Genomic DNA, 24,564 nt, shown 5'->3' with positions numbered 1-24,564 from the left:
AGATTTTTTGGTATTTATACTGCAATAATATCGGTCTTTTTTGTAATGAAAACTGGACCCTTCTTGATTAAAATTCTTAAAATCAATTATTTAGGTGGTTGAAATTAAAAAGGGCTACCCCCTCCCGGGAGCAGCCCATTGCTTGTCATGTCAGTGTACCAGCTTTCAGTTACCTGATAATTGGATACGCTTTATCTCAGGAATAACATTTCACGATACTTAGGCAGTTGCCAGTACTGATCAGCAACCAGCAGTTCCAGCTTATCTACATGGTAGCGGATCGCATCGAAGAAAGCATCCTTCACCTGGCTTTGATAAGCGATAGCCTTGGTGCGGGTATTGGTCATAGCGTTTGCTATTTTCCTTGCTTCGATCATCTTCTCAACCAGGTCGCTCACCTTGTTGATATGCTCGGAGATCTTCACCAGGATCTGTTTCTGGTTAGCGAAAGATTCTTCTGCCAGGCCTACTTCTTTCAGACCCTTGATATTGTTGATCAGGATATTCTGGTACTTGATAGCAGCAGGCAGGATATGGCTGGTGCAGAGCTCACCCATGATGCGGGCTTCGATCTGTACGCGCTTGATATATTTTTCCAGTTCGATCTCGTGGCGTGCTTCCAGCTCAACATGTGTGAGTACGTTATTGCTTTCGAAGAGGTGCTTGGCTTTGTCTGTAACCATTGCATCCAGCGCCAGCGGAGTGGTGGGGATATTGGGCAGACCGCGGCGTGCAGCTTCGTGGTGCCATTCATCGCTGTAACCATCGCCTTCGAAGAGAACTTTCTCGCTGCTTACGATGTACTCGCGGATCACGTGCATGATAGCGATCTCTTTCTTCTCACCTTTCTCGATCAGTCCATCTACTTCAGCCTTGAAGTTCTTCAGGGTCTCAGCCATGATGGTGTTCAGGGTGGTCATTGGGTTTGCGCAGTTGGCGGTTGAGCCTACAGCGCGGAACTCGAATTTGTTACCGGTGAACGCGAAAGGAGAAGTACGGTTCCGGTCGGTATTGTCCAGCAGCAGTTCAGGAATGCTTCTGTGGAGGTCCAGTTTCAGGATGGCTTCGTCCTGCTCATCGAATTTGTCGCCTACTCTTTCCTTCACATCTTCCAGCACTTTGGCCAGGAACTGACCGATGAATACGGAGATGATGGCAGGAGGGGCTTCGTTTGCGCCTAAGCGGTGGTCGTTACCGGCAGAAGCGATAGAAGCGCGGAGTGTATCGGCATAATCATGAACCGCTTTGATGGTGTTCACGAAGAAGGTGAGGAACATCAGGTTGGTCTTCGGAGTTTTGCCGGGAGCCAGGAGGTTCACACCTGTATCGGTAGCCATGCTCCAGTTATTGTGCTTACCGCTGCCGTTGATACCTGCGAAAGGTTTCTCGTGCATGAGTACACGAAGTTTATGACGGCGTGCAACACGGTCCATGATATCCATCAGGAGGGTGTTGTGGTCAACAGCTACGCTCACTTCTTCGAAGATAGGAGCGCACTCGAACTGTGCAGGAGCCACTTCATTGTGACGTGTACGGAGGGGGATACCCAGTTTATAGCTTTCTTCTTCGAAGTCTCTCATGAAAGCATAAATTCTTTCAGGGATTGATCCGAAGTAGTGGTCTTCTAATTGTTGTCCTTTTGCAGGCGCGTGTCCGAATACAGTTCTGCCGCTCATTACCAGGTCAGGACGGCCGTTGAACATGGCTTCGTCGATCACAAAATACTCCTGTTCCCAGCCGAGGGTGACATTTACTTTGGTAACATTCTTATCGAAGTAGTTACAAACGTCTACTGCAGCTTTGTTCAGGGCTTCTACTGATTTCAGCAGGGGAGCTTTGTAATCCAGCGTAGCGCCGGTGTAAGAAACGAAGATGGTAGGGATGCAAAGTGTTTTGCCTTCGCCGATCTCCATGATGAAGGCGGGGGAAGTGGGGTCCCAGGCAGTATAGCCGCGTGCCTCGAAAGTTGCACGGATGCCGCCGTTGGGGAAAGATGATGCATCAGGTTCCTGTTGGATCAGGCCGTCCCCGTCGAATGTTTCGATTGCGCTGCCATCACTCTTCAGTGTAAAGAAGGAATCATGTTTTTCTGCCGTTGTACCAGTGAGAGGCTGGAACCAGTGTGAGTAGTGCGTTACACCTTTGCCTTCAGCCCACTGACGCATACCGGCAGCAATCTGGTTGGCAACTGCACGGTCCAGCTTCTTCCCGCCTTTAACGGAAGCAACAAGGCTCTTGTAGGCTTCATCACTTAAATATTCACGGGCAGTCTTAAGTGTAAATACGTTTTCCCCGAAAATTCCGGTAATCTTCGTTCTACTCGCAGCGGCATGGCCATTAGACTGAGTAGACAGGTCGTTGATGGCTTTAAAACGTAAAGATTCCATTAATTTGTGTGTTTTGCTTTGTGCAAATAAACGATCTATTGCCCGTTTAGAGAAATATTTTGCCCGTTATGTGAATATTTTTGATGAAACTGTGAAAATAAGTCAATTTTTTGCGACAAACATCGAAAAACTAACGTCCGGAAGTCTTGAAAGCTAAATATGTAGTTTTTTATTATTTGAGGCGGTGAGCCAGGCCAAAAGGAAGAGCTCGGGGATGATCTTATACCTCACAATAGCTCCCGGGAATGGGACGGTATAGCCGATGAAAATGGAATAGCTCACACTGAAGATCAATAAGAAAAGCAGGAAAGGATGGGTGAACTGCAATTTCAGATTACCCCCGTTCCTATATAAAATATACAGGAACAATCCCCAGAAGAATAAAATATCTGCCGATGCTACCAGTTGGAGGGGGCCCCTGGTCTCCCAGGGAGCAGGCCGGAAGAAGACATTCAAAACCGCCTGTGGTAATACGGTTGCAAAACTTCGAACATCCGCAGTAAGGGTGTCCAGTTGAAAAACGGTATTCCCTTTCAAAGCAAAGAAATCCGCCTGTTTGTTAACCACCATTTGAGGCAGGTTCTTTTCCGGTGAGATCCAGGCGCTGGCAAAAAAGAGCAGTATACCGGCTCCATATACAACCGCCCATACTTTCCATGAACGTAGTCTATACTTTACCGTAATAAACATGCATAACAGGGAAGGAGCAATCAACATGGCTACGGGATCACGCATGATGAATGCACCCAAAAGTCCCAGGACTGCCCATGCCATGGACCAGCCTGACCTGGTTTTCATCCAATGATAACCGCGGTTCAGCGTCAACGTGATAAAGAAGAAAAGGAGGGCATCGCCCCTGAATCCGCTGAGCCAGAAAATGACCGGGGGATAAAAGAAAACCAATAACAGCCACCATTTCCTTTGAGCCGGAAAAATTTTTACCAGCAATTCGAAGAACCAGTAATGTCCCCAGAATGTTATGAAACTAAAAAAAACTATATTTATATAGTAATTGCCACCACTAAAGATGTTGAAGATCGCCTGTGGCTTTATGGTAAGATTATATTCCCAGTCGCTCAGCATGTTTCTGAAACCCGCAGAAAATGTATCGTGACGCTCAAAGGGGAGGAGTGGATTAAAATCAGCAAAGAATTGAGCAGTATGATTAAACAAGAGATTTTTTTCCTGTATGCCCTGCTGATGAAATAACCAGGTGTCATCCCCTCCAAAATAGTGTAAGAAAATATAGCCATAACCTACCGCGGCTAAGACTTTCACACCAAAAACCATGATCAGTTCGTTATAGGAAAGGATAACGGACCTGTTCTTTAACATGCGTTGCAGCAACCAGGCGAAGCCGGCTGTTAGCACTATTATGTACAATATTGTGAGCATCCGGTGGCTAAATATATTCTATAAATTATAATTTTGACGCAATTTCAAACAATGACCCGGCATCCAGCAAAAAATAAACTGATTGCATTCGTATCCAACAGTGCATGGTCTGTGTATAATTTCCGGATGGACGTTATCTGTTGCCTGCTTGACCAGGGGTACAAGGTATTGATCATTGCGCCTGACGACGACTACTCGATCCACTTGAAGGAAGCTGGTTGTCATTTCCTGCCCATCGACTTCAATAATAAAACAGCCAACCCGGTTTCCGACTGGTTCTTTTATCGCCAGCTGAAAAGCCTTTATCAACAATACCGTCCTGATTTCATTTTCCATTATGTGGCCAAGCCGAATATTTATGGATCACTTGCCGCCAATGCAGTGAAGATCCCATCCGTGGCGGTGATCACAGGACTCGGTTATCCATTCGCGAAACGAAACTGGCTTTATTACACACTCAAGTTCCTCTATAAAAAAGCATTGCGCCATACCAAAGAAGTTTGGTTCCTCAATAACGAAGATGCCAAGATCTTCATTACCGAGAAGATCGTGAATATCGAGAAAGCGAAAGTTTTGCCGGGCGAAGGAGTGAACACGGATTTCTTTTCTCCGTCCTTTCAATCCGGAAAGAAAAAAGATGATGTGTTTACTTTCCTGATGAGTACCCGGCTGCTTCGTAGCAAGGGCATCGGCATCTATGCTGATGCAGCCCGCATCCTCAGGAAGAAAAATTATGATGTCCGCTTCGAACTGATCGGTTTCTTTGAATCGCATCACCCTGATTCCATCACAACGGAAGATCTGCAGCGCTGGGGGCAGGAGGGATTGATCGAGTACAGGGGCTTTGCAGAAGATGTGCGCCCCTTCCTGGAACATGCCGACTGTTTCGTGTTCCCCAGTTTTTATAACGAAGGCGTACCGCGCTGCCTGATGGAAGCAGCCAGCATGGAGCTGCCTATCATAACTTCGTTCAACCGTGGCTGTAAGGAAGTGGTGCTGAACAATTCCACCGGTTATATCTGTAAGAACCAGGATCCCTTCGATCTGGCAGATAAAATGGAAAAGATCATCAACCTGCCTGCCGAAGACCGCGCCAGGATGGGCAAGAACGGACGTTCACTGATCATCAAAAAATTCGGGATAGAAAAAGTCATAGACGAATATATCGGCACATTGAATGCAGACCTGGCCGACTAGAAACTAAGATCATCATCAAAAGTACCTCCCCAGTGATCTTCTATCAGGTCCAGCACACCCGAACCCCGGATCTGTTGTTCCCAGGTCCAGTTGCTGAGATCAGGAATCGCGTAAACCATTCCGCAGACACGCTCCCAGCTGAGATCCGAGAGGTCCTGCTTCACATAGCAATAACTTCCTCCATATTGTTGTTCAAACCGCATGACCCAGTCATAATGCGTGGTCACCACCGGCAGACCAACTGCCAGGTATTCCAGCAGTTTGGTGCTGGTTTGCTGGTTCAGTGGTTCTTTGTCCATCATGAAATTGATACCGAACTTTGCGCGCTTCAGCTGGGCTGGAACTTCTTCATAAGGCAGCGGGCCAACGAACCTGATATTGGACGATGAATGGTATTTATCTTTCAATGCCTGGTATTCTTTTCCGATCACCAGCAGGCTGCGTTCTTTCAGATTGCCGGCAGCAAAGCAGTCGAGCAGTTTCTCCGGTTCCCGAAGCGGGCTGAGATCGCCGAGATATACAAAATCGAATTCATTGGAAGATGGGGAAGCAGCATAGCTGAACCAGTGTTCCTGGATACCCATATCGCGGAAACCGAATGGAACATCGTCGTCGAATCTCAGGCTTTTCTTTACATATTCATTGAGGAAAAGCCTGTAATCCGGTTCCACATTGAGCCATTTCTTGCCCAGGTCCTTGAGTTTACGCCAGGGCGGAACAGAGGTGGAACTGTATTCGTGCACCTTCAGTACGCCGCGGCGGCGTGGAGAGAGGTCGGTTCCCATGTAGCGCCATTCCACATCGCAGGGGGTATTTTTTATTTCTTCCTTGTTTACGTGTATCGTATCAATGCCATATCTGCCAAAGAACCTGTGATAGGCTTCGGTTTCAGACATAAATGCCTGGTTGTTGTGGACAAATGCAATTCTCATAGAAGGCGCTAACAAAGGATAAATTTATAAATAAGATTGCATAGTGGTTCGTACTTTTGCACCTCCCTGGTCCATACCGTGTTCCACATGATGGAGCCTTCCGGGCCGGCCAAAAAATCACTTCATGGAAATAACAGTAAAAACGGCGCAGCAGTTGCGCCTGACAGCAGAGGAATTTGAACTGATCAAAGAAAAATTAGGACGTACCCCCAATTTCAATGAACTATGCGCTTTCAGCGGCATGTGGAGCGAGCACTGCAGCTACAAAAACTCCATCAAGTGGCTGAAAACCCTGCCCCGTGAAGGCAAAAAGATGCTCGTAAAGGCCGGCGAGGAAAATGCCGGATTGATGGACATCGGTGACGACTACGGCGTTGTTTTCAAGATCGAATCACATAACCACCCTTCCGCCATCGAGCCCTTCCAGGGCGCCGCTACCGGCGTTGGTGGTATCCACCGCGATATTTTCACCATGGGCGCAAGACCCATCGCATCCCTCAACTCGCTCCGTTTCGGCAACCTGGCCGAAGCAAAGACCCAGCACCTGCTGGCCGGCGTAGTTCACGGGATCGGCCACTATGGTAACTGCTTCGGCGTTCCCACAGTTGGCGGCGAGATCTACTTCGAACAATGTTATCATACCAATCCCCTCGTGAATGCCTTCAGTGCAGGCATCGTGAAGAAAGGAGAAACTGTTTCCGCTACTGCTGAAGGTATCGGCAATCCCGTGATGTTCGTGGGGTCCGCTACCGGTAAAGACGGTATCGGCGGCGCCAGCTTCGCTTCTGCCGATATCACTGCTGAATCCGCACAGGACCTGCCCGCCGTTCAGGTGGGAGACCCCTTCCAGGAAAAGAAACTCCTCGAAGCCTGCCTGGAAGTGATCCAAACCGGCGCCGTTGTAGGTATGCAGGATATGGGCGCAGCAGGTATCATCTGCTCCACTGCGGAAATGAGCGCCAAAGGCGGGGTGGGTATGCGTATCGACCTGGATAAAGTGCCTACCCGTCAGAAAAACATGAAATCCTGGGAACTGCTGCTCAGCGAAAGCCAGGAACGTATGTTGATGGTTGTGGAAAAAGGAAAGGAACACCTGGTAGAACAGGTTTTCGAGAAATGGGACCTGCCCTGCTCGGTGATCGGTGAAGTAACCGGAGACGGCCTCCTCAATTTCTACATGAATGGAGAACTGGATGCGAGCCTCCCTGCTGAAGCACTCGTGCTCGGTGGCGGCGCTCCTCAATATACGCGCGAATACAAAGAGCCTGCTTACCTGCAGAAGATCGCGGCTTTCAATGCAGACAGCGTGAAAGTTCCCACTGATCTCCGTGGCGTAGCAGAGCAGATCATTACTATCCCCAACATCGCCAGCAAACGCTGGGTATATGTTCAGTACGATAGCATGGTAGGTACCGGTAATGCCTCCACGAATGCGCCTTCCGATGCGTCAGTGGTTGTAGCCAAACCGACTAACAAAGGACTGGCGCTGACCGTGGATTGTAACAGCCGTTACGTATTTGCCGATCCTTATAAAGGAGCACAGATCGCAGTGGCGGAAGCAGCGCGCAATATCGTATGCAGTGGTGGTGAACCTCTCGGTGTTACCAACTGTCTGAACTTCGGTAACCCTTACGATCCTGAAGTATATTACCAGTTCGTGAATGCTATCAAAGGTATGGGCGACGCCTGCCGCAAATTCGATACGCCAGTGACCGGCGGTAACGTTTCTTTCTACAACCAAAATCCTGAAGGTCCTGTTTATCCTACTCCAACCATCGGTATGGTAGGATTACTCGATAACGTGAACAAGAAGATGACGCTCGACTTCAAAGCTGAAGGGGATCATATCTTCCTCATCGGTAAAAGCCGCGCAGACCTCGGATCTTCTGAATACATCAATAAGGTACATGGTGTGGAATTCAGTTCCGCTCCTCATTTCGACCTGGAAGAAGAATTCACGCTCCAGCAGAAAGTAGCTGAACTGATCAAAGCCGGCGTGATCGAGTCCGCACATGATGTAAGCGAAGGCGGCCTCTTCATCACCCTGATGGAAAGCTGTTTCAACCGTAACCTCGGTTTTGCTGTTAAAGCTGCTGATGACGGCATCCGCAAAGATGCTTACTGGTTCGGTGAAGCACAAAGCAGGGTAGTGGTGAGCGTTAGTCCGGCTAAACTCGATGCTTTCAAAAAAACATTGGGTAATCATCCTGCTGAAGAGCTGGGTGCTGTTACCAAAGGCGGTATCGATGTAGACGGCAATTTCTGGGGGCCCATCAGCGGATGGAAACAGAAATATGATGATGCCATCCATAACCTGCTCGCAGCTCATGAGGCAGAGCATGCCATGAGCGCTCTCTAATAACAATCTTCCATCTGCTCAATTTATAAGCATGGACAAGAATATGAGTATCGTAGTTACAGGCGCTGCCGGTTTCATCGGCAGCTGCCTTGTAGGCTACTTAAACCACCATGGTTTCAACAACCTGATCCTGGTAGATGATTTTTCAAGGGAAGACAAAACCCCGAATCTCGACGGCAAGCGCTGGACTACAGAAGTGGATCGTGAAGAGTTTTTCGACTGGCTGAAAGAAAACAAGCCCTCCATCGATTTCATTTTCCATATCGGCGCCAGAACCGATACCACTGAATTCGATTATTCCATTCACGAACATCTCAACGTAGAATATTCAAAGAAGGTCTGGGAATATTGCACGGCCAACAATGTTCCGGTTGTGTATGCTTCTTCTGCAGCCACTTATGGCAATGGTGAGTTTGGATATGACGATGATCATGAGCTGCCTTACAAGCTGCAGCCGCTGAATGCTTACGGCATCTCCAAAAATGAATTCGATAAATGGGCATTGAAAGAAACGAAGCAACCGCCATTCTGGGCCGGACTGAAATTCTTCAATGTGTATGGTCCCAATGAATATCACAAAGGCCGCATGGCCAGCGTGATCTTCCATAGTTACAAACAGATCGGCAGCAATGGTGTGGTGAAGTTGTTCAAAAGCCATCGTCCTGATTTCAGGGACGGACAGCAACTGCGCGATTTCGTGTACGTGAAAGATGTGATCAACGTTTGCTACTGGCTAATGGAGCAGTTCTTTGCACAACACAGGGTAGAGAACGGACTGTACAATCTCGGCACCGGCAAAGCCAGATCTTTTGAAGACCTGGTGAATGCAACGTTTGCGGGGATTGACAGGCATTCAAAGATTGAGTATATTGATATGCCGGAAGATATCCGCGACAAATACCAGTATTTCACGGAGGCCAATATGAGCAAACTCCAAAAGGCCGGCTATTCAGCGCCCTTCTATTCCCTGGAAGATGGGGTTGATGATTACGTGAGAAATTACCTGAGTGCAGGGGAATACTATTAAACAGCATGCAATGAGCAGAAAAATTGCCATCATCGGTGGCGGAAACCTCGGGACCGCGATCGCCGAAGGGCTGATCAACAGCGGCTTTTCCCTTCCCGAACATATCCTCATCACCAAGCGCAATACCAAAACCCTGGGGCCGCTGGCAGAAAAGGGAGTACTGGTGAGCGATAATAATGAGGAAGCCGTTCGATTTGCTGACCTGGTAGTCCTGGCGGTGAAGCCTTTCCAGGTGAACGATGTGCTGGGCAAACTGCAACCTGTATTCGATCCTCAAAAACATGTGCTGGTATCCGTTGTTACCGGCATTTCCATCGATCAGATCCTCAAAGCTGTTGGAAAAAAACTAGCTATCATTCGCGCGATGCCGAACACCGCCATCGCTATCCAGGAAAGCATGACCTGCCTTTCTGCTCATGAAGTAACAAATGAGCATGTCAGCTATATCGAAGACCTGTTCAATCAGCTCGGTCGTGTTGTCTGGATCGATGAGAAACTGATGGATGCGGCCACTGTACTGGGCGCCTGCGGAACTGCTTATGCGATGCGATATATCCGTGCAAATATCCAGGGAGGGATCGAGATCGGTTTCGATGCGGCCACTGCCAGCCTGATTGCTGCGCAAACCGTGAAAGGGGCTGCTGAACTGTTATTGAAGAAAGGCGCTCACCCCGAGCAGGAGATCGATAAGGTTACTACCCCAAAGGGTTGTACCATTGCGGGTTTGAACGAAATGGAACACCAGGGTTTCAGCTCTTCGCTGATCAAGGGGATTGTTGCGAGTTACGATAAGATACAGAAGGATTAAGAGACTTAAAATTCATTATGAATTTACAAGAGCCTGAATTTTTCAGGCTTTTTGTATTTTATGCAAAATCAAGCAGCAGGTTGCCATCAATCCCCAATAATTTATGAACAGCTTTTAGAAATGCCACATCAGGTTTTCTTTTCCTGCTCATGATCTGTGACAGTTTGGGTTCTCCCATGCCCAACAGACGGGCTAACTCTTTTTGTTTGAGTTTTCGTTCATACATTTTTAACTCAATCAGACCTTCCAGTGTTGTAGGAGCTGGGATGGCATATATGCTTTTTTCGTATGCCTGCGCAGCTAAAGCCAGTGTTCTTAATGTTGAGGCTTCCTGATTTGTCAAATTCTTTTCTCCCTTCTTCATCAATGCATCAATTTTTTGCATTGTTGCATTGTATTCCTTTTCGTTTCCGATCTTAATTGTACGATTTACCATAACAGTGATTTGATAAGACTACACTTTAGTGGTCGCTTGGCCTGAATTATTTTAGAGGTCATCCAGGTTAACCTTATCGTATTCCTTGTGCGTGCCTACAAATTTTATAAATAGTTCTCACCCGAAAAATAATCCGGACAATTAGCCTATAGTCATTGCCCTTAATGTTGAATACATACAGGTCATTCCCCACTGCATCAACAGAAGGAATTCATTATGATTCAAAAGTAAGAAGCTAATTTCAAAAAATGAAATAAAATTTCTTTTTTTGAAATATTTCAATTCGTTATTGGATGCCTTTTGACACATATAATAAACTGCCTCCTCTAACGTTAATAGTTAATATAAAGTAATTCCTGAACCAACAATATCTATGAAGACCGATAGGATAAGTTTATTTATTCTGGCCGTTGAAATTGTGTTGATTACAGCCCTCCATTCAGCTAAGAACGATAAAGCTGAACAAACCCCGCAACTGGTTAGATCCAAAACCAATCATTATTCGCCTACCTATTCTTCTTTCAGCCTGATTGGATTAAAACGCTAAGATCAAACCGGATTTCTCCCCATCTTTTCCCCCTGCATTGAACTGGAATTTTTTCCGGAAGGAGATTAATTGTAACTTTGCATGACCTCCCGGAATTATTCTTCATTTGATTCCCGCTGGTCAATGGGAATGGGGTAGTCAATCAAGACAAAAGTATGATGCAATGAGTTGGACGTCGGATACGATGTAGCTGACAATTTTTGTTTATACCTGTCCTGGTCAGCCAGTTTTCACAACCTTAGACGAATTTGTAAAATAACCATAGAATATGGCCAAGTATATTTTTGTTACCGGAGGGGTAACTTCTTCATTAGGTAAAGGGATTATTGCAGCTTCGCTGGCCAAATTGCTTCAGGCAAGAGGTCTGCGCGTGACGATCCAGAAATTAGATCCCTATATCAACGTGGATCCGGGAACATTGAATCCCTATGAGCATGGTGAGTGTTATGTTACGGAAGACGGAGCCGAAACCGATCTCGACCTCGGCCACTACGAGCGTTTCCTCAATATCTTCACTTCCCAGGCCAATAACGTAACTACCGGCCGTATCTATCAAACCGTTATCAACAAAGAGAGGGAAGGGGCTTATCTCGGTAAAACCGTTCAGGTGATCCCGCATATAACGGACGAGATCAAACGCAGAATGCTCCAGTTGGGCCAAAGCAAGGAATACGATATCATCATCACCGAGATCGGTGGTACCGTAGGTGATATCGAGAGCTTACCTTTCATTGAGGCGCTCCGCCAGTTGCAGTGGGAACTTCCTGAAGAAGACACTGTGGTGCTCCACCTCACGCTGATCCCTTATCTCAAAGCCGCCAAAGAACTGAAAACAAAACCAACCCAGCATAGCGTGAAAATGCTGAGCCAGGAAGGTGTTCACCCTGATATCATCGTGTGCAGAACGGAAAAACCGCTCAGTACTGAACTGCGCCGTAAGATTGCGCAATTCTGTAATGTGAAAACAGAAGCGGTGATCGAAGCAGCCGACGCGCCCACCATCTACGAAGTTCCCTTACTGATGATGCGCGAGAAGCTGGATGTGATCTGTATGAAGAAACTGAATATCACACAGACCAAAGAGCCTGAACTCACCCGCTGGAAAGAATTCATAGACAAACTGAAATATCCGAAGAGCCAGGTTACCATCGGTCTCATCGGAAAATATATTGAATTGCAGGATGCTTACAAATCCATCCTGGAAGCCTTTGTACATGCAGGCGCCATTAATGAATGCAAGGTGCAGGTAGTGAATGTGCACAGTGAATTCATCACGGATGATAATGTTGCCGAGAAACTCGCTAACCTGGACGGGCTGCTGGTAGCTCCAGGCTTCGGACATCGTGGTGTGGAAGGAAAGATCATTGCCGTGAAATATGCGCGTACACAGAACCTGCCATTCTTCGGTATTTGCCTGGGTATGCAGATGAGCGTGATCGAAATGGCGCGTGATATTCTCGGACTGAAGGAAGCGCATTCAACGGAAATGAACCCGAATACGCCTGATCCTGTGATCGATCTGATGGAAGAGCAGAAGAATGTAACGGCCAAAGGCGGCACCATGCGTTTGGGCGCTTACGATTGTGTGATAAAGGAAGGAACGCTGGCGCATAAGATCTACGGTAAAACAACTATCAGCGAGCGTCACCGCCATCGCTGGGAGTTCAATAATAAATATCTTTCCCAGTTCGAAGCTGCCGGAATGGTGGCCAGTGGCAAGAACCCTGAAAGCGGACTGGTAGAAATTGTGGAACTGCCCAACCATCCATTCTTCATCGGCGTTCAGTACCACCCCGAACTGAAGAGCACCGTGGAGAATCCACATCCTCTCTTCGTGAACTTCATTGCGGCAGCCAGGGAATACACCGAAAATAAGAATGCGGTGAAGAACCCTTCCATGCAAGGTGAAATGATCTAAAGAAATACTCAGGTTTTCCGGCAGCTGGGCCTTCAGCAGGTTTCTGGCTGCCGGGAGGCCAAAACCCCTATCTTTGCTCCCTCTAAATTGATAGTATAATGAATATGGACCGCAATACGGTGATTGGCTTCGTGTTATTAGCCGTATTATTATTCGTTTACCTGTTTACTGCTACAAAGAACTCGAATGAGGCGCAGGCTGTTAAACAGCGTTACGATGATTCTGTTGCACTGGTAAAGTGGAAAGCTGATTCCCTCGTTGCCCTGAAAGACAGCATCACTAAGAGAGCTGCATTCGACTCTACTGTACAGGCGCCTCAAACGGAAGCCCTCACCGTAGTGGAGAACGAAGTGTTCAAGATCACTTTCACCAATAAAGGGGCAAGACCCTCCAGGGTAGAGCTTAAGAACTACAAGTCCTTCAACGACAGTTCACTGGTTGTATTGAACGGCACTGATTTCGATAAGATCTCTTATGCAGTGAATGTGGCGCCCAACCAGGCTTCACAAACTGCTGAATTGTTCTTTACGCCCGGAGCCGTTACCAAAAATGCGGACGGTTCCCAAAGCGTGGTATTCCAGCTGCCTTCCGTGAATGGCACCATCCAGCATACTTTCGTGGTGAAGCCAAATGCTTACATGATCGACTGGAACGTTCAACTGAACGGGGCCGACAAACTGCTTACACAAAGCACCATCAACCTCACCTGGCAGTCCAAAACGATGCAGCATGAGAGCGATGTGGCCTACGAGCGCCAGGTGTCTACCATCTGTTTTTATGAAGACAATGATTTCGATTATATCCAGAATAAAACAGATCACAAATTTGAAAAACCTGTAGAGTGGGTGAGCGTTGCCCAGCAATTCTTCAACACCACCCTGGTGAGCAAGAATAAATTCACAGGCGGCGAAGTAAGATGGTTCCGTCATACGGATAAAACATCCCCGGTACTGGCAGAAGCAACAGCTACCCTGCAAACCAAATTACCACTCGGTTCTGTAGCCACCCTGCCGATGCAATTGTATTTCGGTCCAACCGACTACAAGATCCTGAAAGCGCAGGACGCTCCGGAAATGGATAAGCTGGTGAACCTGGGCCGTGATATGTATACATTCGTGCGTCCGATCAACAAATACATCGTGATGCCTGTGTTCAACTTCTTCGGAAGCTTCATCGGCAGCTTTGGCCTGGTGATTGCGCTGCTCACACTTTGTATCCGTTTGATCACTTCCCCGCTTGTATATACCAGTTACCTGAGCGGCGCCAAAATGAAAGCGCTTCGTCCAGAGATCGAGAAGATGAAGGCAAGACTTGGCAACGATCAGCAGGCTGTAGGTATGGAGCAGATGAAACTCTTCCGGGAAGCAGGAGTTAACCCATTGGGTGGTTGTATCCCGGCATTGCTGCAGATCCCCATCTTCTTTGCCTTGTATAGCTTCTTCAACTCCAATATCGCATTGCGTGGCGAAGAATTCCTCTGGGCCCATAACCTGGCTTCCTATGACGTGTTGTTCAGCTGGAAAACGAGCATCATCGGTATCGGCAATCACATCAGTCTGTTCACGATCACAGCTGTTCTTACCAGCTTCCTGATCTCTATCTATAACATGAACATGACGCCGGACCAGAACAATCCGATGCTCAAGTACATGCCGTACATCTTCCCCTTCATTCTCTTCTTCGTATTCAACGGTCTGCCTTCGGCCCTGACCTGGTACTATACTGTTTCCAATATCATTACACTCGCATTGCAGTGGGTGATACAGAACTTCATCATTGACCACGACAAGATCCTGGCCAAGATCGAAGAGAACAGGAAGAAACCGAAGACGCAGAGCAAATGGCAGGAGAGGCTGGCACAGATGCAGGAACAACAAAAAAAGATAGCTGAAGAAAAAGCCAAACAGAGAAAGTAATCTGATCGTTATATTATCATAGAAGGCGCACTAAATACGGTGCGCCTTTTCTTATGAACACTGGCTATGTTGATGAAGTGAGCGCTATCTATGCGGCAGGTGCCAGTGTGAATTTTACAGTGAATAATTCTACCTTCAACATTCTTGTTGGCAGTGGGTGCTGCTGCGCAAGTTAACCTGGTTGCAGAAACGGTATTAGCGGATGGAACGATCATATCTCAGAAATTCATCAAAAAATAAAGGAAAGGTTGAGAATTCCTTAAAAGGTTAAGGCAGTTTAAGGCAAAGGCAAATTAAAGGGCAGACCATTTGGTCAGCCCTTTTGCTTATTTTTAGGCCCTGCCATCAATAACAAAAAATTGCATTTCACAGACCCACAGCTCAACCGGCAACTGCTCTACCGCATCGCTGAAGGACACGAACCTTCATTCAGGTTGCTCTATGATGAATATTTCAATACCATCTACTCAACAGCGCTTGCATTCACCCAAAGCCAGCAACTGGCTATGGAAGTTGTACAGGAAACTTTCCTCAGAGTTTGGAAGAATCGTACGCGATTACCTGAAATTGAAAACCTGCCCGGTTTCCTTTATGTGATCGGCCGTAACCAGGTGAAGACTGCCCTTCGTTCCATCAAAGAGAACAATGAAGCGGAAGGGCTGCTCAATATAGCAGAACCCGTTAATGTGCATTCCCCCGAAAGAGCTGCTATCATCAAGCAATTCCGCGAGGAAGTTTATAAAGCTGCCGGTCAGTTGCCGGAACAACAGGCCATTGTTTTCAAATTGAGCCGGTTTGAACATTTGAGTTACGATGAAATTGCCGCACAGTTGGGCATTTCAACTGCTACAGTGAAAAACCATTTGGTGAAGGCGCTCGGGTTCATGCGCAATTATTTTGCATCGAGGCACAAACATCTGCTCCCCTTAATTTTATTGATTATAGAAAAGAATATATAATAAAATATCCTTTTCAACTGGACCATTTATGCACGCGCGTGGGTTTATAGTAATACCCATGAAGTTGCTATAACAACAAGTAAGATGGAAAAAGACTTTCATAAACGGATGGAAAGCTTTCTTACCGGCACCATGAGCGCCGAAGAAAGAAAGTTGTTCATTGATCAGCTGAGAAGTGGAGAAATGGACCAGGAACTGGATGCAGCCATCGGGTCTGTAATGCAACAGAACCTGTATGCCATTGAAGATAACAATGATGTGAAAGAGGCGCTGTACACTCAAATTGCTGAAGGCATCAGGGAAGATGCAGCTGCTGTTCAGATAAAGAAAAGGACCAATATACTCACCCGCTACTGGTGGGCCGCAGCCCTGGTGATCATTGCTGCCGGCATATGGCTGTATCCTATGCTGACACGCAACAGATCAACCAGTCTAACAGAACAGAATGGCAATGCTGCCGTGATCATGCCTGGTACAAACGGGGCTGTGCTTACACTGGCCGATGGCAGTATCGTTGAGCTTGACAGTTTACCGGATGGTATTGTTACCACTCAGGATGGCGCAAGGATAAGACTACTCAATCACCAACTCTTATACGAACAGGAGGAGGAAGGAACTGATGCAGGGATGCTGTACAATACCATGAGTACCCCAGGGGGAAAACAATTTATGCTGGTGCTTCCTGATGGTACGCGCGTTTGGATGAATGCGGCCAGTTCCATCCGTTACCCCACCAGATTTGGCGATCATGAACGCGATGTGGAGATAAGCGGTGAACTTTTTTTTGAAGTGGCGAAGGATAGATCGCGGCCATTCCGTGTAAAGCTCAATGATGGCTCCAAACTTGAAGTATTGGGCACCAGCTTCAACATCAATGCTTATGATGATGAAGCAGTCATCAACACCACGCTTATCGATGGAAGCATTCGTGTTGAAAGCAAAAATGGCGATGCTTTGGTGTTGAAACCCCTTCAACAGGCACAGTTGCTGAGGGCTGCTAATACCGAAGAGAAAAAACAGATCAGGCTGCTCAATGATCCGGATATAGAGAAGGTGCTTGCCTGGAAAAATGGCGCTTTCGATTTCAGCAATACCAGTCTCGGAGAAATGATGCGACAATTGTGCCGCTGGTACAATATCACTGTTGAATATCCCCGGGGGATACCTGCTTTGGAATTTGAAGGAAAGATGAGCCGGAATATTACCCTCAACGGCTTACTAAAAATACTTGACCAGTCTGGCGTCCATTTCAGGCTGGAAGGAAAGAAACTGATTGTACTGCCCTGATAAACCTGCATCCTATTATAACCTTGTCTCCTGTGATAAAAACAAAGCCGGAAGTGTTGGAAGCGCTTCCGGCGAACGTTTAGTTTTCGAAACACATCGGAAGTATTTCATTATTTAACCAAACAATGCAATGTATGCAAAAAACTGCTAATGAGGTTAGAGGATGGCCCCTATGCCGTCTCCCGGCCAAAATGCTGCGAATTATGAGAATCACAAGTTTTTTCCTGCTGGTTGGCTGTTTACAACTTTCAGCTGCCGGCTCTTCGCAAACAGTTTCCATCTCCGGAAAGGAGCTCAGCTTCAAAAAAGTGTTCAGCACTATTGAGAAGCAAACAGGTTATTTCGTCTTCTTTCCCAAAGGTACTTTCAAAGATGTCAGGCCGCTGGACCTTGAAGCCAGGAACATGCCCCTCCGGAACTTTTTGGAATTGCTGGTAAAAGACCAGCCGCTAAGATTTATCATTGAAGACAGAACGGTCCTTTTCACAAGGACCAGCACCAGACCTGCATCTCAACGAATCTCGTTGCCTGGGATAATGGAAAATAAGCCGGACTATATAACTGTTACCGGGAGAGTTACAGATAGCCTGGGCACACCCTTGCCGGGAGCCACAGTTACAGTGAAAGGTAAAACGAAGAATACTGCCACCGGACGTAACGGAGAATTTTCAATAGATGTAGAACCAGGTGAAGTGCTGGAGTTCTCTTTTGTTGGATACGAAACACAAAGACTGAAAGTATCTGAAGCAAGGCAGCTGATCATTGTACTCAGGGCTCTGAATGATGAGATGACAAATGTAGTGGTGGTTTCTACCGGTTACCAGAAACTACCGCTGGAGCGCGCTACGGGCGCTTTCACACATATTTCAGCTGCACAGTTGGACAGGTCGAACAGCTTCAACCTGAAAGACAGGCTGGAAGGAATGGTGCCGGGTATGTTCTTCGAAACACAGTATGATGAAGACCAGAACCCGAACAGCGAGCGCAGTAAGAGTATCGTGATCCGTGGTGTTGGCACATTTGGCAATAACAACCCGTTGATTGTAGTGGATGGCGCGCCATTTTATTCCAGTGTGGTTGATCCATGGTCCCTGATCAATCCGGCAGATGTGGAAAGTATCACGGTGTTGAAAGATGCAGCAGCGGCATCCATCTGGGGATCGCAGGCCGCCAATGGTGTGATTGTGATCACCACAAAATCCGGCGGCTTCAAAAAAGGCCAGCCACTGATGCAATTGTCTGTTGACTACCTGGCACAACCCGTCCCCAGGTTATCGAAGATCCCCTGGGCTTCCGGCAAGGATGCCGTGGAGATCTACCGGTGGATGATCAGGGAAAAAGTTTGGTTTGATCAGTTCCTCGATGATAACACCCGCTCACGGTATGAGATACCCGAAGTAATGGGCGTATTGATCGATATGAAGAAGGGAACTATTTCTGAAGCTGATGGCAACAGCAGGCTTGAAGCATTATCGCGTATTGATGTACGTAATGAGTTCAGTGACCTTTTCTTCCGGAAGATAGAATCCAACAGGAAGATCAACCTGTCATTCCAGGGAGGAAGCGATGTAAATAAAGTGCGGACCTCTATTTCCGGTCTCTTCAATGATCAGTATGCAAAAGGCAATTCTGAATTCCAGGTGATCGGGAATTTTACTGATGAGTACACGCCCAAAAAATGGCTGAAGTTCTCTTTCGGAAGTAATATATTCTTATCACAGCTCAAAAAGAATGGCGTTGTGGTGAATGACCTGGCCGATATTCCACAGATGTCGCGCATCCTGGACGATGAAGGCAATTATACCCGGATGGTCAACTACTATAATATTCCGCACTGGCGCAGACAGGATACCGCAACGAAATACAAGTTGCCTTACGACTGGGACTGGAATCTCAAACGTGATATCGATAATATGGACAATACCACCAAAACCACCAATGTTCGCCTCTTCTCGAGTATCCAGGCAACATTGTTCCCAGGACTGGTGGCGGATTTTTATTATCAGTACCAGCAAGACCATGTAATTCGAAAAGAATATTTCAATGAGAATACATGGTATGTGAGAAATATGGTGAACAATTTTGCGCGGCAGGACGGATCTTATCCCATTCCTCCCGGTGGTATGCTGAATGAGAACCAGTCGAACGGGTTTTCGCATAATGGAAGATTGCTGCTCACCTATACCGGAAATTTTGGAGAACATTCTGTGCGTGTGCTCGGAGGTATGGAGGTACGCCGCAATTATTATGATCGCGTGTATTATGGTTACTATGGTTACGATCCGCAATCGCTCACCAGTATCGTGAACCTCAATTTCAATACTGTTTTCCCGCCTATCCTCACCGGAGATCAGGGCGCCACCAATACTATTCCCTTCGCGCCCAATACGCCTTATCTGCAGTTGGGCGGCGCCGACGAAAGATTTGTGAGTACCTATGCCAATGCAGGTTATACTTTCCGTAACAGGTATGATGTAACGGCAAGTGTGCGGCTCGACAAAACCAATCTTTATGGACAAAGCTCCAGTTATACTGATCTTCCTCAATGGTCTGCTGGTTTGGGATGGCAGATCAGCGATGAGCCTTTCTTCAATTTTCATTTTATAGACAGGCTCAAATTACGCTTGTCTTATGGCTTCAATGGTAATATCGACAAAAGCGCCAGTCCTTACATTACAGGATATCCCTGGAATGATCCAATCACCAGGCTGCCCTATGCGGCAGTACAAACCGCTCCCAATCCCGGTCTTACATGGGAACGTACAGGCACTTACAATATTGGTATGGACTTTTCATTCTTTAAATCACGGCTTACCGGTGGATTGGAGATCTATGCAAAGAGGGCAGAGGATGTGCTGGCACAGATTGCGGTGAACGGTACATATGGATTCCAGAACAACAGGGCCACACTCAACACCGGCAATATCAACAATACCGGAGTAGAGCTCACTTTGCAGGGCAATATCCTTCGCAATATTGCTGTGAAATGGAGCAGCCGCCTTAACTACGGCACTAACCGGAACAGGGCTTTCAATATCACGCAGGTGAATAAAACGCTGATCGCCTATACCACACTGTCATTCTATTATCACCTGCCGGATCAACCGGTGGATTTTGTTGCAGCGGCAGAATGGACAGGTTATAATGATAAGGGGATCGATAAATTCATGTACCAGGGAAAGGAATATGCTGTAACAGATATTCCCAACTACAATACACTCAACCTGGGCGATATTTTCAAAGTAGTTGGACAGCGAAACCCAAAGCATTTCGGGCAATGGTCGAATACAATCACCTACAAAGGGCTTGATCTCAATATCAGCCTGCTGTATAAATTCGGTCACGTGTTTGTTGCTGATTACCCCGCAGCAAGTATGGCCAATAACTATCTCAACTACACGAGATCTTTCACCTGGCTGCCTGCATTGATGGTGAACAGGTGGCAATCACCCGAAGATGGTAATAATGCCAGCATGTACTCGCTGAATGAAAAGATCACCAATACCAGTCACCAGACGCTGCTTGATTTTGTATCGAGATACAATACAAGGAATGTAATGAATGCGGGCAGTATCAGGTTGCAAAGCATTGCGCTGGCTTATCGTTTCCCACAGAAAATGACTGGCCCTTTCCGCGATGTACGCGTTCAGGCAGAGGCCCGAAACTTAGGACCTGTATGGGTTGCAAACGATGCAGGAATCGATCCTGATTTTCCGGCCTACAGTTCTTCCATTTATGGTGCGCTGCAATTTGTAGTGCGTAACAGGGCACAATATTCTTTAGGCGTTCGTTTCGGTCTGTAAGGCCGCAAGAACAAAAAATGCATTGTATGAAGTTGAAAAATATTTTGATCCCTTTTTGGCTCCTGCTGTTCTTCGCAACATTTACGGGCTGTAAGAAATTCCTCGAAGAATTGCCGAGAGGCGTGATCATCGCCAAAACCACCAGTGATTTCAGAAAACTGATGGATGATGTAGACAACCAGCGATACCAGTTTTCCTTGTCGCAGGTCAGTTCACATGTAGATATTCTTTCCGATGATGTGTATGCAGATTCTGCCCGCTGGCTTGGCTGGACCACCACAAGGCAGCATGTGAATGCTCTGTATGCCTTCGATCAACAGGTATGGCTATACGAAGCACTGACTGACGATGTGAACTGGAAGAACCAGTATTATATCGTTTCGCTGATCGGCACCATCCTGATCGAAATGGAGAAGGTGAAAGACAATGAAACGGTCAAGCGCCAACTGATGGCCGAGGCCCGTGTGCACAGGGCATATGCTTATCTCAACCTGGTTAACATATATGCGAAGCATTACAATAGCCAGACGGCAGCAACAGACCCTGGTGTTCCCATCATTGAAGATGCATCAGCCCTGCCTGCACTGCCCAGGGCATCTGTTCAGAAGATCTATGATCTCGTGATTGCTGAATTGAAACTGGCATTGCCCGATCTGCCGGATAACTATACGCAGTATTCACATCGTCCCTGCAAGGCCGCTGTACATGCTATCCTGGCCCGCACCTGGCTCTATATGGGCAGGTATGAAGAGGCTTTGCAGGAAGCGGATAAAGCCCTCGCCATTCGCAGCTTCCTTCACGATTTCAATACGCTTTATAACGGAGCGCCTGTGGTAGCCAACCTGATCGGAATGTCGCGCACAGAAGACCAGGAAGTGATCCTCCATAAGACCACTTCCAAAAATTTCCGGCTTAATACTTATATGGTGCTCGATACTGCAGCTTTCAATGATCTCTATCCTGATTTTGTGAACACTGGATCCGGGATAGACAACCAGGATCTCCGGAGATCACTTCGTTTTACAGGCTTCAATGCATTGGGGGAACAAACTGGAAAGGAAGTTGTGTACAATGTAACGTTCAATAACTGGTACAAAAAAGACGGGGCCAATTCCAGCGGCGCTGATAATATTCATATCGGCACTCCGGAAATGTATATGATCAGGGCTGAATGTTACGCCAGAACAGGCCAGCTTCAGAAAGCACTCGATGATGTGAACCTTATCTGCACCAAAAGATACAAAACAGGAACTTACCAGTTGAAACTGGCGGCAGATTTCAATAATGATCAACAGGCAGTAGTGAACGAAGTGCTGTTACAACGAAGAAGGGAATTATATGGAAAGGAATTGAGGCTCTTCGATATTAAGAGACTGGGGCTGCCTGTAACGCACTATATCAGTTCAAGGATGGTGAGTGTTCCGGCTGGCGACCCCAAACTGGTTTGGCCAATTTTCAACAAGTATATCGAAATGAATCCGGAGATCGAACAAAACCCACGTTGATCCGCTAAAAGAAATGAACAATGAAAAAAATATTCATCTTAATGGCGCTGCTCTTTTCTGTAGCAGCTATACAGGCACAAGGTTATACTATCAAAGGGAATATCGATGGACTGCCGGATGGTAATCTATGGATAATAAAATGGTTCAATGGAGATACCCTGCAGCAGGGAATTTCCAAAGAAGGTAAGTTCACAATCAGTCATTCAGGTAAATTCATTGGTGATAAGGTTTACCTGATTACCGGCAGCTCCAAAAAAAGGGTTGAGTTTTATATCGAACCCGGTACCATCAACCTGCAGGGAAGCTGGGCAGGGACTATAACGGCAACCGGTACACCCAGCAATGATGCTTATGCGAAATACCTGAAGGAGCTTGCACCGGTGAATGATGAGATCAATTCGATCAGGGCGCAAATGAAAAACAATAAGGATAAGTCTGCTATAGCGGCCTTGCAGAAAAAATTGTCAGCCCAATACGATCAGTTCTTTTATCCATTGCGAAAACGATATGCAAAAACTTACAACAATACTATCATGGCCGCGGAATTCCTATCAGCAGGTACTGGTCATCTTACATATGCAGACATGAAGCAGCTGCTGGCAGAACTGGACCCTGCAACGCCGGAGAACTGGTACACCAACCGGTTGAAAGAGCGCTGCGATATCCTGGGCAGAACGGATTTTGGCCAGGTGCCACCAGATTTCACACTTCCCGATACATCCGGCCATCCCGTTTCGCTTTATTCATTGAAAGGAAAGATAGTACTGGTGGATTTCTGGGCATCCTGGTGCGGCCCCTGCCGGGCCGAAAATCAGAATGTAAAAAAATTATATGATCGATACAGTGCCGCGGGATTTACTGTGATCAGCGTATCGATTGATGATAAAAGAAACAAATGGGTAAAAGCTATCAAAGATGATCAATTACCCTGGTATCATGTTTCAAGTCTTACGGGTTGGGAATGCCCTGTGGCCAAAAGTTTGGGAGTGGCTTATGGAATGTCGGGAGTGCCTTATACCTTGTTGCTGGACAGGGAAGGGAAGGTGATTGGTCATAATGTGCGGGGAGAACAGTTGGAAAAAAAATTGGATGCGTTGTTGGGCAAACAATAAAAATAGCAGGGGCTGACTAAAAAGCTACCCTCATAGGATTTCGGGGAGCCCACTCGCTCGCCTCTGGCGACGCGGTGTTCGCCGGAGGCGAACAAATACAAGTCACTCGCCGGGAGGCGAGCGACTGCCAGCTCTCTGACCTTTTTAGTCAGCCCCGTTTTGTTGGCATATCTTGTTAGAAATCTGTTTTTTATTATTACTTTAGACAACGGTTAAGGCCAATCGCACCGTCTATGATAATAACCAATGTGCCAGCATCATGAAAAAATTTACCCTCTTCCTGGTCCTTTATTCCCTGTTAGTAGTTGCTGCCAATGCGCAGAAAAGGATTTCCGAGCTTACCATGGTTTATGATGCAACTGTTTCCACCGGTAGCGCTGATCCCAAACTGGCAGATGCTTTCGATGGCGCCACCACTACTGTGTATATCAAAGGCAATATGAGCCGTTCCGAAATGGCAAGCGCTCTTTTCTCTTCCACCACCATTCATGATTCCAAGACGGGTTCCGCAGTGGTGCTTCGCGAAGTAAGTGGTCAGAAACTGCTGATCCGGATGACACCACAAAACTGGGTGGAAAAGAATAAACGATACAACGGCATTACTTTTACCAATTCTACAGAAACCAAGACCATTGCGGGTTACAAGTGTACCAAAGCCACAGCCACTCTCAAAGATGGTACTGTATTTACGGTGTATTACACCTCGGATATCATTCCGGAGAACAAGGACTACGATTACCAGTTCAGAAGCCTCAACGGTCTTCCCCTGGAATATGAGCTGGTGCAGGGAAAGCTCACCATCAAATACACGGTGTCTTCCATCAATCTGAATCCGGTCCCCGCTTCCAAATTCGACCTGCCCAAGACCGGGTACAGGGAAATGACCTACGAGGAAAGTAAGAAGACAAGTCTCTAAAATATTGGGTTAGCTAAGTTTAGCTGGGGCTGACTAAAAAGGTTGTTACATTTCATTTCG

17 protein-coding genes are annotated in these 24,564 nt (G+C 46.9%); 12 read left to right on the top strand and 5 right to left on the bottom strand.

The annotated features are described in order from the left end of the window. Window positions 1–191: 191 nt before the first annotated feature. Together D9Y29_RS05960 and D9Y29_RS05955 are read right to left on the bottom strand one after the other, a co-directional pair. Complete coding sequence (locus D9Y29_RS05960; protein ID WP_127126028.1) at window positions 192–2,387, bottom strand: glutamine synthetase III family protein; 2,196 nt, start codon at window positions 2,385–2,387, stop codon at window positions 192–194. 153 nt (window positions 2,388–2,540) lie between these two features. Next, on the bottom strand, window positions 2,541–3,782 hold the full coding sequence (locus D9Y29_RS05955; RefSeq protein WP_127126026.1) for a hypothetical protein: 1,242 nt from the start codon (window positions 3,780–3,782) through the stop codon (window positions 2,541–2,543). A 51-nt stretch (window positions 3,783–3,833) separates the two neighbouring features. Here D9Y29_RS05955 and D9Y29_RS05950 point away from each other — a divergent pair, with 51 nt between their 5' ends. Continuing rightward, complete coding sequence (locus D9Y29_RS05950; protein ID WP_127126024.1) at window positions 3,834–4,979, top strand: glycosyltransferase family 4 protein; 1,146 nt, start codon at window positions 3,834–3,836, stop codon at window positions 4,977–4,979. On the opposite strand, the gene D9Y29_RS05945 is transcribed toward D9Y29_RS05950, so the two are convergent. Next, window positions 4,976–5,875 (bottom strand): glycosyltransferase, encoded by a 900-nt coding sequence (locus D9Y29_RS05945; protein ID WP_164735283.1) that lies wholly within the window; start codon window positions 5,873–5,875, stop codon window positions 4,976–4,978. The two genes, D9Y29_RS05950 and D9Y29_RS05945, sit on opposite strands and share 4 nt — an antisense overlap. A gap of 160 nt (window positions 5,876–6,035) precedes the next feature. Here D9Y29_RS05945 and purL point away from each other — a divergent pair, with 160 nt between their 5' ends. Genes purL through proC form a run of 3 tightly spaced genes read left to right on the top strand, consistent with a single transcriptional unit; the run spans window position 6,036 to window position 10,105 of the window. Next, the gene (purL, locus tag D9Y29_RS05940; RefSeq protein ID WP_127126020.1) at window positions 6,036–8,270 is read left to right on the top strand and encodes a phosphoribosylformylglycinamidine synthase subunit PurL; all 2,235 of its coding nucleotides are present in this window, start codon (window positions 6,036–6,038) and stop codon (window positions 8,268–8,270) included. Between the two features lie 31 nt (window positions 8,271–8,301). Continuing rightward, window positions 8,302–9,297 carry an ADP-glyceromanno-heptose 6-epimerase gene (gene rfaD, locus D9Y29_RS05935; protein WP_127126018.1) on the top strand — a complete coding sequence of 332 codons (996 nt, stop codon included), beginning with the start codon at window positions 8,302–8,304 and terminating at the stop codon, window positions 9,295–9,297. 10 nt (window positions 9,298–9,307) lie between these two features. Then, on the top strand, window positions 9,308–10,105 hold the full coding sequence (gene proC / locus D9Y29_RS05930; protein ID WP_127126016.1) for a pyrroline-5-carboxylate reductase: 798 nt from the start codon (window positions 9,308–9,310) through the stop codon (window positions 10,103–10,105). 58 nt (window positions 10,106–10,163) lie between these two features. Here proC and D9Y29_RS05925 read toward each other — a convergent pair whose 3' ends face one another. Both D9Y29_RS05925 and D9Y29_RS27020 read right to left on the bottom strand, forming a co-directional pair. Then, a complete protein-coding gene (locus D9Y29_RS05925) occupies window positions 10,164–10,541 on the bottom strand; it encodes a helix-turn-helix domain-containing protein (RefSeq protein ID WP_127126014.1) in 378 nt (125 codons plus the stop codon). Between the two features lie 73 nt (window positions 10,542–10,614). Beyond that, window positions 10,615–10,734, bottom strand: coding sequence for a type II toxin-antitoxin system HigB family toxin (locus tag D9Y29_RS27020; RefSeq protein ID WP_420902509.1), 120 nt, complete (start codon window positions 10,732–10,734; stop codon window positions 10,615–10,617). 622 nt (window positions 10,735–11,356) lie between these two features. On the opposite strand from D9Y29_RS27020, the gene D9Y29_RS05915 reads away from it, so the two are divergent. The 8 genes from D9Y29_RS05915 (at window position 11,357) to D9Y29_RS05880 (ending at window position 24,504) form a co-directional block, all read left to right on the top strand. Then, a complete protein-coding gene (locus D9Y29_RS05915; RefSeq protein ID WP_127126012.1) occupies window positions 11,357–13,006 on the top strand; it encodes a CTP synthase in 1,650 nt (549 codons plus the stop codon). Between the two features lie 104 nt (window positions 13,007–13,110). Further along, a complete protein-coding gene (gene yidC / locus D9Y29_RS05910) occupies window positions 13,111–14,922 on the top strand; it encodes a membrane protein insertase YidC (protein WP_241237857.1) in 1,812 nt (603 codons plus the stop codon). Between the two features lie 359 nt (window positions 14,923–15,281). Then, window positions 15,282–15,881: an RNA polymerase sigma factor gene (locus D9Y29_RS05905; RefSeq protein ID WP_164735282.1), complete on the top strand. Its 600-nt coding sequence runs from the start codon at window positions 15,282–15,284 to the stop codon at window positions 15,879–15,881. Window positions 15,882–15,965: 84 nt separating this feature from the next. Next, window positions 15,966–17,168: a FecR family protein gene (locus D9Y29_RS05900; protein WP_127126006.1), complete on the top strand. Its 1,203-nt coding sequence runs from the start codon at window positions 15,966–15,968 to the stop codon at window positions 17,166–17,168. Between the two features lie 203 nt (window positions 17,169–17,371). Then, entirely contained in the window at window positions 17,372–20,971 is a 3,600-nt protein-coding gene (locus D9Y29_RS05895) for a SusC/RagA family TonB-linked outer membrane protein (RefSeq protein WP_164735281.1), read from the top strand. A gap of 26 nt (window positions 20,972–20,997) precedes the next feature. Continuing rightward, complete coding sequence (locus D9Y29_RS05890; protein ID WP_164735280.1) at window positions 20,998–22,476, top strand: RagB/SusD family nutrient uptake outer membrane protein; 1,479 nt, start codon at window positions 20,998–21,000, stop codon at window positions 22,474–22,476. Between the two features lie 20 nt (window positions 22,477–22,496). Beyond that, complete coding sequence (locus tag D9Y29_RS05885) at window positions 22,497–23,588, top strand: TlpA disulfide reductase family protein (RefSeq protein ID WP_127126000.1); 1,092 nt, start codon at window positions 22,497–22,499, stop codon at window positions 23,586–23,588. Window positions 23,589–23,847: 259 nt separating this feature from the next. Beyond that, a complete protein-coding gene (locus tag D9Y29_RS05880; RefSeq protein WP_127125998.1) occupies window positions 23,848–24,504 on the top strand; it encodes a hypothetical protein in 657 nt (218 codons plus the stop codon). Window positions 24,505–24,564: the final 60 nt, after the last annotated feature.

The organism is Pseudoflavitalea rhizosphaerae (assembly GCF_003991355.1).
GTDB lineage: Bacteria > Bacteroidota > Bacteroidia > Chitinophagales > Chitinophagaceae > Pseudobacter > Pseudobacter rhizosphaerae.
Note: the sequence above shows the minus strand (reverse complement) of the source record. Positions and strands in the feature narration are given on the sequence as shown.

What these genes read in the sequence shown, in the direction of transcription:
- D9Y29_RS05960 (WP_127126028.1), bottom strand. Translation starts at nt 2,387, where the DNA reads ATGGAATCTTTACGTTTTAAAGCCATCAACGACCTGTCTACTCAGTCT.
- D9Y29_RS05955 (WP_127126026.1), bottom strand. Translation starts at nt 3,782, where the DNA reads ATGCTCACAATATTGTACATAATAGTGCTAACAGCCGGCTTCGCCTGG.
- D9Y29_RS05950 (WP_127126024.1), top strand. Translation starts at nt 3,834, where the DNA reads ATGACCCGGCATCCAGCAAAAAATAAACTGATTGCATTCGTATCCAAC.
- D9Y29_RS05945 (WP_164735283.1), bottom strand. Translation starts at nt 5,875, where the DNA reads ATGTCTGAAACCGAAGCCTATCACAGGTTCTTTGGCAGATATGGCATT.
- purL (WP_127126020.1), top strand. Translation starts at nt 6,036, where the DNA reads ATGGAAATAACAGTAAAAACGGCGCAGCAGTTGCGCCTGACAGCAGAG.
- rfaD (WP_127126018.1), top strand. Translation starts at nt 8,302, where the DNA reads ATGGACAAGAATATGAGTATCGTAGTTACAGGCGCTGCCGGTTTCATC.
- proC (WP_127126016.1), top strand. Translation starts at nt 9,308, where the DNA reads ATGAGCAGAAAAATTGCCATCATCGGTGGCGGAAACCTCGGGACCGCG.
- D9Y29_RS05925 (WP_127126014.1), bottom strand. Translation starts at nt 10,541, where the DNA reads ATGGTAAATCGTACAATTAAGATCGGAAACGAAAAGGAATACAATGCA.
- D9Y29_RS05915 (WP_127126012.1), top strand. Translation starts at nt 11,357, where the DNA reads ATGGCCAAGTATATTTTTGTTACCGGAGGGGTAACTTCTTCATTAGGT.
- yidC (WP_241237857.1), top strand. Translation starts at nt 13,111, where the DNA reads ATGGACCGCAATACGGTGATTGGCTTCGTGTTATTAGCCGTATTATTA.
- D9Y29_RS05900 (WP_127126006.1), top strand. Translation starts at nt 15,966, where the DNA reads ATGGAAAAAGACTTTCATAAACGGATGGAAAGCTTTCTTACCGGCACC.
- D9Y29_RS05895 (WP_164735281.1), top strand. Translation starts at nt 17,372, where the DNA reads ATGAGAATCACAAGTTTTTTCCTGCTGGTTGGCTGTTTACAACTTTCA.
- D9Y29_RS05890 (WP_164735280.1), top strand. Translation starts at nt 20,998, where the DNA reads ATGAAGTTGAAAAATATTTTGATCCCTTTTTGGCTCCTGCTGTTCTTC.
- D9Y29_RS05885 (WP_127126000.1), top strand. Translation starts at nt 22,497, where the DNA reads ATGAAAAAAATATTCATCTTAATGGCGCTGCTCTTTTCTGTAGCAGCT.
- D9Y29_RS05880 (WP_127125998.1), top strand. Translation starts at nt 23,848, where the DNA reads ATGAAAAAATTTACCCTCTTCCTGGTCCTTTATTCCCTGTTAGTAGTT.